Annotated in this window: 14 protein-coding genes and 1 tRNA gene; 4 read left to right on the top strand and 11 right to left on the bottom strand. The window is 67.8% G+C overall.

Annotated elements, in window-relative coordinates; genetic code table 11:
- Positions 1-92: 92 nt before the first annotated feature.
- Positions 93-1,790 (bottom strand): MFS transporter, encoded by a 1,698-nt coding sequence (locus FM111_RS03265; protein WP_087139304.1) that lies wholly within the window; start codon positions 1,788-1,790, stop codon positions 93-95.
- Positions 1,787-2,341, bottom strand: coding sequence for a TetR/AcrR family transcriptional regulator (locus FM111_RS03260; RefSeq protein ID WP_256968068.1), 555 nt, complete (start codon positions 2,339-2,341; stop codon positions 1,787-1,789). The genes FM111_RS03265 and FM111_RS03260 overlap by 4 nt, the downstream gene beginning before the upstream one ends.
- Positions 2,342-2,493: 152 nt before the next feature.
- On the opposite strand from FM111_RS03260, the gene FM111_RS03255 reads away from it, so the two are divergent.
- On the top strand, positions 2,494-2,712 hold the full coding sequence (locus tag FM111_RS03255; RefSeq protein ID WP_087139302.1) for a hypothetical protein: 219 nt from the start codon (positions 2,494-2,496) through the stop codon (positions 2,710-2,712).
- A 7-nt stretch (positions 2,713-2,719) separates the two neighbouring features.
- Here FM111_RS03255 and FM111_RS03250 read toward each other — a convergent pair.
- The 9 genes from FM111_RS03250 to hppD all read right to left on the bottom strand — a co-directional run bounded on the left by FM111_RS03250 (position 2,720) and on the right by hppD (position 8,519).
- Positions 2,720-2,804, bottom strand: a tRNA-Leu gene (locus FM111_RS03250).
- A gap of 72 nt (positions 2,805-2,876) precedes the next feature.
- Entirely contained in the window at positions 2,877-3,731 is an 855-nt protein-coding gene (locus FM111_RS03245; RefSeq protein ID WP_087139301.1) for a hypothetical protein, read from the bottom strand.
- A 76-nt stretch (positions 3,732-3,807) separates the two neighbouring features.
- Positions 3,808-4,815: a fumarylacetoacetate hydrolase family protein gene (locus FM111_RS03240; RefSeq protein ID WP_087139300.1), complete on the bottom strand. Its 1,008-nt coding sequence runs from the start codon at positions 4,813-4,815 to the stop codon at positions 3,808-3,810.
- A 67-nt stretch (positions 4,816-4,882) separates the two neighbouring features.
- Entirely contained in the window at positions 4,883-5,173 is a 291-nt protein-coding gene (locus FM111_RS03235; RefSeq protein WP_087139299.1) for a hypothetical protein, read from the bottom strand.
- On the bottom strand, positions 5,164-5,634 hold the full coding sequence (locus FM111_RS03230) for a methyltransferase family protein (protein WP_087139298.1): 471 nt from the start codon (positions 5,632-5,634) through the stop codon (positions 5,164-5,166). Before FM111_RS03230 ends, FM111_RS03235 begins: the two co-directional genes overlap by 10 nt.
- Before the next feature lie 10 nt (positions 5,635-5,644).
- Positions 5,645-6,013 (bottom strand): cupin domain-containing protein, encoded by a 369-nt coding sequence (locus FM111_RS03225; RefSeq protein WP_087139297.1) that lies wholly within the window; start codon positions 6,011-6,013, stop codon positions 5,645-5,647.
- Positions 6,010-7,092, bottom strand: a complete 1,083-nt coding sequence (locus FM111_RS03220) for an isoaspartyl peptidase/L-asparaginase family protein (RefSeq protein WP_087139296.1) — start codon at positions 7,090-7,092, stop codon at positions 6,010-6,012. The genes FM111_RS03225 and FM111_RS03220 overlap by 4 nt, the downstream gene beginning before the upstream one ends.
- Positions 7,093-7,247: 155 nt before the next feature.
- Positions 7,248-7,433 (bottom strand): hypothetical protein, encoded by a 186-nt coding sequence (locus tag FM111_RS03215; protein WP_003164030.1) that lies wholly within the window; start codon positions 7,431-7,433, stop codon positions 7,248-7,250.
- Positions 7,434-8,519 carry a 4-hydroxyphenylpyruvate dioxygenase gene (hppD, locus tag FM111_RS03210; RefSeq protein WP_087139295.1) on the bottom strand — a complete coding sequence of 362 codons (1,086 nt, stop codon included), beginning with the start codon at positions 8,517-8,519 and terminating at the stop codon, positions 7,434-7,436.
- A 225-nt stretch (positions 8,520-8,744) separates the two neighbouring features.
- Here hppD and FM111_RS03205 point away from each other — a divergent pair, with 225 nt between their 5' ends.
- The 3 genes from FM111_RS03205 to FM111_RS03195 are packed head-to-tail and all read left to right on the top strand — an operon-like array spanning position 8,745 to position 10,524.
- Positions 8,745-9,326 (top strand): YqaA family protein, encoded by a 582-nt coding sequence (locus FM111_RS03205; RefSeq protein WP_087139294.1) that lies wholly within the window; start codon positions 8,745-8,747, stop codon positions 9,324-9,326.
- 55 nt (positions 9,327-9,381) lie between these two features.
- Entirely contained in the window at positions 9,382-9,921 is a 540-nt protein-coding gene (locus FM111_RS03200; protein ID WP_087139293.1) for a disulfide bond formation protein B, read from the top strand.
- A 12-nt stretch (positions 9,922-9,933) separates the two neighbouring features.
- Positions 9,934-10,524 carry a demethoxyubiquinone hydroxylase family protein gene (locus FM111_RS03195; RefSeq protein WP_087139292.1) on the top strand — a complete coding sequence of 197 codons (591 nt, stop codon included), beginning with the start codon at positions 9,934-9,936 and terminating at the stop codon, positions 10,522-10,524.
- Positions 10,525-10,552 lie beyond the last annotated feature (28 nt).

Here is a 10,552-nt window from a genome sequence, read left to right as displayed (position 1 = left end):
CGCCCAGGCTCCGACGCCTGCCGCGCCCCCGCCCCTGGTCTCCAGAACGCGGCGGGGCGGAGGGGGCGGCGTCGGTCATGATCGGGTCCGGTTCACTCGGCGGAGGGCGCAGGCGTGGTCGTCTGGCGCGACGCGGCGGCGTCGCGGCGGCGCAGGCACAGCGCTTCGATGCGGGGGCGGTAATGGTTGACGGCGACCCAGACGGCGCCGACGGCGGCGACGACAGAGATCATCAGGAAGACGTCGTTGTAGGCCAGCACCTGGGCCTGCTGGCTGACCTGTTGGTGCAGCAGGCGCAAGGCCGCGCCCTGACGCAACGCCGGGTCGTCGATGACGTGGGCGTAGGCGCCGCCCAGTTGTTGCAGACGCTGCATCGTCTCCGGGTCGCCCAGATTGATGCTCTCGGCCAACTGGCTGGAGTGGAACTTCTCGCGCAGGGTCTGGACGGTGCCGATCAGGGCCGAGCCCATCAGGCTGCCGACGTTCTGACACAGGGAGAAGAAGATGATGAAGCTGATGAAGCTTTTGCCGCCGCCCTGCAGCACCTTGCCGAAGCCGATGATCATCGTCGGCCCGATGAAGAAGGCGGCCGCGAAGGCCAACAGGGCCTGGCTGAGATACAGCTCGGACGTCCGCGTCATCACCGTCGCATGGCTGTCCAGATAGGCGCCCAGGGCGATGAGGCCCAGCGCGATGGAGATCGGCTTCCACAGCTTGGCCGGGTTCAGGGTGAAGGCGCTGACCAGCGATCCCGTCGCCGTGGCCGCCAGCATGACCCAGAACAGGTCGTGCATCTGGTCGTTGCCCAGACCCATCTGCTGCAGGAAACCGACCGCGCCGGTCGTCTGTTCGGACAGCACGATCCGCACCAGCAGAATGGCCAGCATCAGCCGCACGATGTCGCGTCCGGCCAGCCAGCGCAGGTCGATCAGGGGGTTGGCGCGGTTGTACTCATGGATGGCGGCGGCCGACAGCAGCAGGACGGCGCCGGCCAGGGCCCAGCCGACCCACGGCGCCTCCAGCCACCAGACGATGCGCCCCAGCCCCAGCACGGCGCTGAGCAGCGCCATGCCCGGTGCGAACAGGGCGAAGGTGATGAAGTCCTGCGGCTCGAAGCTCTTGATGCGCTGAGCGGGCGGCATCTTCAGGGCGAAGACGGCGGCCAGGGCCACCAGCACCAGGCCGACCTCGAACATGTAGAAGGCCCGCCACAGGTCGCGGTCCAGCAGGGAGGTGACGCCCAGCCGGGCCGCCGGGATGGCCAGGCTGGACAGGCCGACGCCCAGGATGATGCCCTTTAGCCGGTGCTGCGCCGGAAAGGCCTGAATGATGTAGAGGATGCCCAGCGTCGTCATGCCCGCCGCCGCGACCCCGGCGACGGCCCGCACCACCAGGGTTGAAACGAAGTCCTGCAGGAACAGGTGGGCCAGGGCGGCGGCCAGGAAGACGATCAGGACGATTTCGGCGAACAGCCGCAGGCCGTACTGGATGCGGAATTTGACCAGCAGCAGGTTCATGCTGGCGTTGGTCATGACGAAGATGACCGGCAGCCAGGCCGCCTCGGCCAGAGTCACGCCCAGCGATCCCGCTAACTGCGGCTGGTTGGCCGTCACAGCCGCATTGCCCAGGCTGCCGGTCATGGTCACCAGGGCGCCCACCAGCCCATAGGCCAGGCGCCAGGGCATCGTATGGTCGGGCGTCGACGGCGAACCGGGCATGACCGGCCGCTCGTGCGGCTTCAGCGTGGCGAAGAACTCCTCCCACGGCAGATCCCAGTGACGGCGGCTCATGCGCGCGCTCCGCCCTGGGCGCGCACCATGTCGAGCGCCAGCTCCAGCGAGCGGCGGCTGAGGGCGATGCTGTCCTCGGGCGAGAGGACCGCCCGCGACGGCGCGCCCAGCATCAGGGCCAGGACGCGAATGTCCTCGACCGTCAGGTCAGGCCGCACCCGTCCCGCCGCCTGGGATACGGCCAGGGCCTCGGCCCCGGCCTCGCGCACGCCCCGGCGCACCGGCTCCATAGCCTCGACCTTCAGGTCGCGGATGAGCGCGGACAGGCCGGCGCTGGTCATCATCAGAGCGACCAACTGTTCCAGGAACCACAGGAAGGCGTCCGGATCGTCCAGCCGCGCGCGCGTGCGGCGGCCCAGATCCTCGATCTGCTCGACGAAGATCGCCAGCACCAGCTCCGACCGATCGGCGAAGTTTCGATACAGCGTCGCCCGCCCCACACCGGCTTTTTCGGCGATCAGGTGCAGGGGGACGTCCAGCCCGTCGCGCGCAAAGGCGTCCTCGGCCGCCTTCAGCAGTCTTTCGCGTCGTTCCGCGGCGTCTTGTCGCAAGGGGCGGGTCATGAAGCGCTAAGTGGACACTTGTGTCCGGTTGTTCAAGGGGCATTCGTTTCTGAATGCACAAGACGCGCGCAAGCTGCGCGGCGACAGGCGGCGCGGGTGAGGCCGTCGTGCTGCACGGGCCGAAGGGATGGAGGACGAGGATGCCAGGTCGTATCTGGAAGGTTCTGGCGGTCATCGGCGTCAGCATGACGCTGTCAGGCTGCTATTCCTGCTCGCTCAACGGCGGCTGGGAGCGGCAGATGAACCCGTTCTGCGCTGAGAGCAGCGCCCTGGTCGGCGGATCAAGCGTGGCGGCGCGTCCACAGGATACGGCGGCGGAAGGGGTCAGGTTCGGGGAGAGCCGCGCTCCGATCCCCTAGCAGGCCGTGGTGCCGGTGGTCGGACTCGAACCGACACTCCTTGCGGAACCGGATTTTGAGTCCGGCGCGTCTACCAATTTCACCACACCGGCACGGCTAGGCTCAAGGCGGCGCAATCTAGCGGCGGCGAAGCCTCCGTCAATCGAAGATCGCACTGTGTCGCATCATTCGTCGCCGCGACGGAGGCGGCTGCCCGTCGACAGCTCAGGTTCGGACATGGCGTAGTTGACGCGATAGACGATCAGCCGGGCCGGAATGGCCCCGTCGCCGCCCCCGCGGTTTTCCAGTCGCCCCTTGCGCGTCCCCTGCATGGCGGCCGCGCCGAAGCCCCCGCCGACCGGGAATTCCGTCTCGACCACGCAATCATCAACCCGGCCGTCGGCCTGACTGACGCAGGTGATGACCGCAAACCCCGCTGTATAGGTGCGACCTTGGGGATATTCGGGCTGGGGCATCCGCTTCCAGGCCAGGTTGACCGGGAGACCGTCGTCCTTCAGTTCATCCAGTTGCCGGTCGCGTGGATCGACAAGCGGTCGGTCGCAAGCCGTCAGAGACTGATCTATTGCGGCGTTGGACGCAGGCAGTTTTACCAAATAGCGCAGATTGCGACCGCCTTCGCCGCCTCCGGGCGCCACAATCGTCATCGTTCCGCCCTCTCGCATCTGGCGCGCCAGGGGCGCCGGCAGTTCCGAAAAGGCGACGCTGGGATTGTCGCCCAGCAGGAAACGTTGCTCCGCTTCCTCCTCATCACCGATGCCGATGACGAGAATCCGGTTGGATTTGTGGAAGTCCTTGCTCTCCGGCGCCGCCGGCAGGCCGCCGATCATGACCTGATAGACCCCCCGCTGGCATCGAGCGGCCAGCAGAAGGCCATTGTCGAATTGGGTGTAGGCCACGGTTAGCTCGTTTTCAGGCTGAACCAGCAGATCCCAGTCTTCAGAGTCCTGGGCCGCCGCTGCCGCAGCCGTCGTCAAACTCAAGACGGCAGCCGTCAGGCCCTGAAAAATCCCGTTCCTCATCAACCTTCTCCGCCCGATGGCCGAAGAAGGTAGCCGGTCCGTACCCTGCTGCAAGCCAAAACGGACCGGCGTTCGTTCAGGCCGCCGCCACCGTCTGTTCGATGGCGCCGAACAAGGTGTGGTGCTTGTCGTCCAGCATCTCGATGCGGACGGTGTCGCCGTGCTTGAGGAAGGGGGTCGTGGCCGCGCCGGTCTGGATGGTCTCGACCGTGCGGATCTCGGCGATGCAGCTGTAGCCCAGGCCGCCTTCGGACACCGGCTTGCCGGGGCCGCCGTCGGCGTCCTTGTTCGACACCGTGCCGGAGCCGATGACGGTCCCGGCGCCCAGGGCGCGGGTCTTGGCCAGGTGGGCGATCAGCGTGCCGAAGTCGAAGGTCATGTCCACGCCCGCGTCGGCCTTGCCGAAGTCCTGGCCGTTGACCTGAACCAGCAGCGCGCCGGACAGCTTGCCGTCTTTCCAGCGGTCGCCCAGGGCGTCCGGCGTGACGAAGACCGGCGACAGGGCGCTGGCCGGCTTGGACTGGACGAAGCCGAAGCCCTTGGACAGTTCGGCCGGGATCAGGTTGCGCAAGCTGACGTCGTTGACCAGGCCGACCAGACGGATCGCCGCCAGGGCCTCTTCGCGGCTGGCGCCCAGGGGCACGTCGCCGGTCACGACCACGATCTCGGCCTCCAGGTCGCAGCCCCAGGCCTCGTCCTTCAGCGGGATGGCGTCGCGCGGCGACAGGAAGCCGTCGGAGCCGCCCTGATACATCAGCGGGTCGGTCCAGAAGCTCTGCGGCATTTCGGCGCCGCGCGCCTTACGCACCAGCTCGACGTGGTTCACATAGGCCGAGCCGTCCGCCCACTGATAGGCGCGGGGCAGGGGAGCGGCGGCGTCGCGCTCGTGGAACCGGCCGCGCGGCACGCCTTCGTGCTCCAGGCTTTCGGCCAGGGCGCGCAGCAGCGGCTCGCACCGCTGCCAGTCGTCCAGCGCCGCCTGCAGCGTCGGCGCGATCAGAAAGGCGTCCGTGAACCAGTTCAGGTCGTTGGAGACGACGACGAGGCGGCCGTCACGGCCGTGCTTGAGCGAGGCGAGTTTCATGGGGTGAAGCTAGTCTTGGCTGAGACGATTGGGAAGCGGGGAGATGAGCGGGGCTGACGCCGTTCGATCAACTGTTCGGGGGCGAGATGACGGCGCGGGCCTCCGCGCCGGTGCGCTGGGCGGGGTCGCGGACCTCGACCTCGACGATGACGGCGCCCGCGGGTTCGTGCGCCCACAGGTAGCGGCGCTCGATCTCGACCGTGCGGCCGGACGGCGCCATGCCTTCATAGGTATCGCCCCAGGGCGTGATGGCCTTCAGTTCGACCCAGCGCAGGCCGCAGGCGGCGTCCAGTTCTTCGATGGCCATTTCAGACAGTTCATCGGCGTGGGGCGCGGGCGATTCGGGGCTTACAGCCATCGGCGGACCTTTCTTTGATAGGCCTCGTAGTCGGCGCCGAAGCGCGCGGTCAGATAACGCTCTTCACGGGCGATGACGAAGCGGTCGATGACGATCAGGCAGGGCAGGATCAGCCCCAGCGCGACCGGGCTGTCCATGGCGACGGCGAAGCCGATGTAAGTCAGACCGAAGCCCAGATAGATCGGATTGCGGCTGAAGCGGTACAGTCCGCCGGTCGCCAGCGCCGTGGTCGGCTTCCACGGCTCGGGCGGGGTGCCCAGGCGACGGAAGGTCCCGGCGGCGATCCCGTCCAGAGCCAGGCCGCCGATCACCAGCACGAAGGCCAGGCCGCGTCGCCAGTCCGTGGCCAGCCCCAGCGACGGCTCGTCGATCAGGCGGCCGATCCCGAACCCGACCAGCAGGAAGGCCAGGTAGATCAGCGGAGGGGGCGCGAACACGCCGGGGTTGTCTCGTGTCGTCATCGGAATTGGATCATATCGCTTGGCCGGACGGCGCAGTGAAGTCTGAGGACGGAGCATCGCCGGTGTTGATCACTTCAGACGGCTCGAAGATGAGCACTTCGGCTTCCTCGTCGGCGGCGGTGCGATGCTCGACGCCGCGGGGCACGACGATGAACTGGCCGGGCTCCAGCGTCTCGATCCGGTCGCGGAACTCAACCCGAAACCGGCCCTTCCAAACCAGGAACATCTCGTCAGCCTCGGGGTGGCGATGCCAGGGGAAGGTCCCCTGGACTTTGACCAGCCGCACGTCCTGACCGTTTAATTGAGCGGCGATGCGCGGCCGCCAGTGATCGGAGAAGGCCGCGAACTTCTGTTCGAGATCGACGACCTCGCCGCTCATCGCCCGGCTTCGTCGCCGTAGATGGCCACGCGGGCGGGCGAGGTCGAGGACACCGCCCCGCGATACATGCCCGAGGTGTTCATCGAGAAGGCGTGGACGCCGTCCTTGCCCATGACGATGACGCCGCCGTCCCCGCCGATGGTTCCGACTTCGGCGATCTCGGCGTCGGCGGCGGCCTGAACGCTAGCGCCCTCGGCCGTGCGTCGGCAGATGTCGCGCGCGACCGTGGCGCGGATGAAATACTCGCCCGTGCCGGTCGCCGAGACGGCGCAGCCGTCGGCGTTGGAGGCGTAGGTCCCGGCCCCGATGATCGGCACGTCGCCGACCCGGCCCCAGCGCTTGGCCGTGGTGCCGCCGGTCGAGGTGCCGGCGGCCAGGCGGCCCTGGCTGTCGATAGCCACGGCGCCCACGGTGCCGAATTTGCGCTCGTCCAGCGGGGCTTCATGCAGGTTGAAGGCCAGCGGCGCGGCCGGACCCAGACGGGCCGGTTCGGCGGGCGCGCCTTCCGGGCGCGGCGGCAGGGGCTCGCCCCGGTCGCGCAGCGCCTTCAGCAGGGCCTGCCAGCGGCTTTCGGTAAAGAAGAAGCCGGGGCCGACCTCCTCCAGCCCGACCGAGCGGGCGAAGGTTTCGGCGCCTTCGCCGATCAGCATGACGTGGGGCGACTTCTCCATCACGGCGCGGGCGGCGGCGATGGGGTGGCGGGTGCGGGTCAGGCCCGCCACGGCGCCCGCGTTCAGGTCCGTGCCGTCCATGACGGCGGCGTCCAGTTCGTTCTTCCCGGCCGAGGTGAAGACGGCGCCGCGCCCGGCGTTGAACAGGGGGTTCTCCTCCATCACCTCGATGGCGGCCTGAACGGCGTCCAGCGACGAGCCGCCGCGCGCCAGCACAGCCGACCCGGCGTCCAGCGCCGCCTGCAGGCCTGCACGATAGGCGGCGTCGCGCTCGGGGCTGAGCTGGGCGCGTTCGATGACGCCCGCGCCGCCGTGAATGGCGAGCGACCATTGCGGCGCATCCTGAGCGACGGCCGGGCAGGCCAGCAGGGCGGCGGCCGCAGCGGCGGCGAAGGCGATGGATTTCATTTCAAGCTCCCCTTTGTTCTTTTTCCTCCCCACTGCGTGGGGAGGTGGATCGGCGGCGCAGCCGCCGAGACGGAGGGGCCGCTTGGTTCCGCTGAAGAGGCCCCTCCACCGCTTCGCGGTCCCCCTCCCCATGATCATGGGGAGGAAAACTCAGTCTAGCGTTTGTGGTGCAGGCGTCGCCACAGGCGATGGGCCAGGATGGGGGCGAAGCCGCAGACCAGGGCGGCGGCCAGGACCATCCAGAACCCGCCTCCCAGCCAGTATTCGCCCGCCAGCGCCCCCGCCCCGGCCGCTAGAAGCGGACCGAGCCAGGGCAGCCAGTGCGGAGGCCGAAACCGCATTCAGGCGTCGACCTTGATGACGCCGCGACGGATCTGGTCCAGCTCGATCGAGTCGAACAGGGCCTGGAAGTTGCCGTTGCCGAAGCCTTCATTACCCTTGCGCTGGATGATCTCGAAGAAGATCGGGCCGAAGGTGTCTTGCGTGAAGATCTGCAGCAGCAGGCCTTCCTCGTCCGAACCGTCGATCAGGATGCGGTTCTTGCGCATCCGCTCCACGTCCTCGCCGTGATGCGGCAGGCGTTTGTCGATCAGCTCGAAATAGGTCTCGATGGTGTCCTGGAAGTCGACGCCGCGTTCGCGCATGGCCTCGACCGTCTCGAAGATGTTCTCGGTGGTCAGGGCGATGTGCTGGATGCCTTCGCCGTTGTAGCGGCGGATGAATTCCTCGATCTGAGAATTCTCGTCCTGGCTTTCGTTCAGCGGAATGCGGATGGCGCGGTCGGGCGCGATCATGGCCTGGGAGAACAGGCCGGTCGCCTTGCCCTTGATGTCGAAATACTTCTGCTCTTCGAAGTTGAACACCGAGCTGTAGAAGCCGGACCAGGTCCGCATCTCGCCGCGACGGACGTTGTGGGTCAGGTGGTCCAGAATTTCGAGGCCCATGGAGTTCTTGCGCTCGGCCTCTTCCCAGCCCTCGATCTCGTCCCAGGCGTCATAGAGGGAGCCGTTCTCGCCATACTGGTCGATGACGTAGAGCAGGCTGCCGCCGATGCCCTGAAGCACATAAGGGTAGTCGCCGCCCAGGGCGCCGCCGTCCATGCCTTCGGCCTTGCGGGCGCCGCGCGCCAGCGCGCCTTCATAGGCGGCCTTGGCGTCGGCGACGCGGAAAGCCATGCCGTTGGCCGAGGGGCCGTGGTCCTTGGCGAAGTCCGCCGCCTGCCCGGCGGGCGTGCGGTGGATCAGCATGGTGATGTCGCCCTGCTTCAGGCGCACCACGCCGTTGGCCGGGTTCACATGGGTCGGGGTGAAGCCCATCAGCTCCAGACGCGAAATCATCGCTTCGGGCTCGGGGCCGGTGAATTCGACGAACTCGAAGCCGTCGACGCCGAGGGGGTTTTCCTGGTCGAGTTTGGCGGCATCCTGCATGGCGCGTCTCCTCTTTACTTATGGTTTGACGCGGCTCAGGCCTGCATGGCGCGGCCGCTGATTGGGGCGGAACCTACTGGCGGGGCGGCATCGGGCGCAAGGCGGCTGTGGATTGAAACGGCACACGTTCAGGTGTCGCAGGCGATCGTTCGCCTCTCGCGCCGTTCCGCCTGGCCTGCTATCGGGCGGGGGACGAGAGGCGGGGGCCTCGATCGGGACGCCTGAATGCTTCGCAAGCTCTACGACTGGGTCTTCTCCCTGGCCCGCCATCGTCACGCGACCCGCTCGCTGGCCGTGGTCTCCTTCGCCGAAAGCTCATTCTTCCCGATTCCGCCGGACGTCATGCTGGCGCCCATGGTGCTGGCCAAGCCGGAACGGGCCTATTTCTACGCCACGGTCTGCACCATCGCCTCAGTGCTGGGCGGGATTCTGGGTTACGCCATCGGCTACTTCCTGGAGCCGGTCGGCATGTGGATGCTGGCCCTGCTGGGCAAGGCGGACACCTTCGAGGCGTCCAAGGCCCTGTTCCAGCAGCACGGCGCCTGGGTCATCCTGATCAAGGGGCTGACGCCCATCCCCTTCAAGTTGATCACCATCGCCTCGGGCATCTTCCAGTTCAATCTGGCGCTGTTCATCGCCCTGTGCGTGCTGACGCGCGGCGCCCGCTTCTTCCTGGTGGCCTTTGTGCTCAAGCGCTGGGGCCCGCCCATGTTGGCGATCGTCGAGAAGCGGCTGGCCCTGTTCACCGTGCTGTTCCTGGCGCTGCTAGTCGGCGCCTTCTTTATGGTCAAGCTGATCGGTCACTGATCGACGCCGGTCCCCGCTCAGTTTATGAGAGGCGCCTGGTTCCTGTGAGGCGCAGATGAGCGCGATCTATAAAACGCTGACCCGCTGGTGGACGGCCTTCGCCCTGACCGCCGCCCTGGCCATGCTGGGCGCGGCCCATGCGTTCGAGCGGTTCGGCGGTCTGGCGCCCTGCAACCTGTGCCTGAAGCAGCGCGAGGTCTATTGGGCCGCCGTCGCCATCGCCGGGGCCGCTACCTTCTGGGCCCTGTTCAGCCGGGCCAGCCGGGGCACGCCGCGCATCGCCTCCTTCCTGCTGGCGGCGATCTTCCTGACTGGGGCGATCACGGCGGGCTATCACGCCGGGGGCGAGCTGCGCTGGTGGGCCCTGCCGGCCACCTGCATGGCCGCGCCGAGCACCACCATCGACCTGTCGGCGCTGACGGCCCTGGTCGACGGCACGGGCGGAAGCACGGGCTTCGTCTCCTGCGGCGACATTCCGTGGAGCTTCGCGGGCCTGTCGATGGCGGGCTGGAACTTTGTGATCTCCCTGGCGCTGGCTATCTTCAGCTTGCTGGCGGCGAAACGTCCCAAGGACGCCCGCGCGCCCAGAAGCTAGGATAGAGGCGTCATGACCCAATCAGCCGAAGCCGTCTCCGCCGCCCGCCGCATCCCTCTGGCCCGCCCCGGCGTGGGTCAGGACAAGGCCCGCCTCGCCGAGATGCTGCGTGTCGACCATGCGGGCGAGTTCGCCGCTGTCCACATCTACCGCGCCCAGCGCGCCGTGCTGGAAGGCCGCAAGGGCAAGGACGCCATCGCCGCCGACCTGACCGAGATGGAGGGGCACGAGGCCGTCCACCTGGCCCGCTTCGAGGCCCTGCTGAACGAGAACCGGGTGCGCCCCACGGCCATGATCCCGCTGTGGAAGCTGGCGGCCACGGCGCTCGGCGCCGGCACGGCCCTGATCTCGGAAAAGGCCGCCCACGCCTGCACCGAGGCGGTCGAGAGCGTCATCGAGAAGCACTATGCCGACCAGATCGAGGAAATCCGCGACCGCGACCCCGAACTGGCCGCCGAACTGACCCAGTTCCGCGAAGAGGAACTGGCCCACCACGACCACGCCATCGAGCACGGCAGCCGCGAGGCGCCCGCCTACCGCCTGCTCTCCAGCGTCATCAAGGTCGGCTGCAAGGCCGCCATCAAGATCAGCGAGCGGATCTAAGTCCTTCTCCCCTTGAGGGAGAAGGTGG

It is taken from the genome of Brevundimonas diminuta 3F5N, from assembly GCF_900163625.1.
GTDB classification, from domain to species: Bacteria; Pseudomonadota; Alphaproteobacteria; order Caulobacterales; family Caulobacteraceae; genus Brevundimonas; species Brevundimonas diminuta_A.
This window is presented reverse-complemented; position numbering and strand designations above follow the sequence as displayed.

Bases quoted from the DNA above. Each gene is read 5' to 3' on its own strand.
- FM111_RS03265 (WP_087139304.1), bottom strand. From the start codon at position 1,790: ATGAGCCGCCGTCACTGGGATCTGCCGTGGGAGGAGTTCTTCGCCACG.
- FM111_RS03255 (WP_087139302.1), top strand. From the start codon at position 2,494: ATGCCAGGTCGTATCTGGAAGGTTCTGGCGGTCATCGGCGTCAGCATG.
- FM111_RS03245 (WP_087139301.1), bottom strand. From the start codon at position 3,731: ATGAGGAACGGGATTTTTCAGGGCCTGACGGCTGCCGTCTTGAGTTTG.
- FM111_RS03240 (WP_087139300.1), bottom strand. From the start codon at position 4,815: ATGAAACTCGCCTCGCTCAAGCACGGCCGTGACGGCCGCCTCGTCGTC.
- FM111_RS03235 (WP_087139299.1), bottom strand. From the start codon at position 5,173: ATGGCTGTAAGCCCCGAATCGCCCGCGCCCCACGCCGATGAACTGTCT.
- FM111_RS03230 (WP_087139298.1), bottom strand. From the start codon at position 5,634: ATGACGACACGAGACAACCCCGGCGTGTTCGCGCCCCCTCCGCTGATC.
- FM111_RS03225 (WP_087139297.1), bottom strand. From the start codon at position 6,013: ATGAGCGGCGAGGTCGTCGATCTCGAACAGAAGTTCGCGGCCTTCTCC.
- FM111_RS03220 (WP_087139296.1), bottom strand. From the start codon at position 7,092: ATGAAATCCATCGCCTTCGCCGCCGCTGCGGCCGCCGCCCTGCTGGCC.
- FM111_RS03215 (WP_003164030.1), bottom strand. From the start codon at position 7,433: ATGCGGTTTCGGCCTCCGCACTGGCTGCCCTGGCTCGGTCCGCTTCTA.
- hppD (WP_087139295.1), bottom strand. From the start codon at position 8,519: ATGCAGGATGCCGCCAAACTCGACCAGGAAAACCCCCTCGGCGTCGAC.
- FM111_RS03205 (WP_087139294.1), top strand. From the start codon at position 8,745: ATGCTTCGCAAGCTCTACGACTGGGTCTTCTCCCTGGCCCGCCATCGT.
- FM111_RS03200 (WP_087139293.1), top strand. From the start codon at position 9,382: ATGAGCGCGATCTATAAAACGCTGACCCGCTGGTGGACGGCCTTCGCC.
- FM111_RS03195 (WP_087139292.1), top strand. From the start codon at position 9,934: ATGACCCAATCAGCCGAAGCCGTCTCCGCCGCCCGCCGCATCCCTCTG.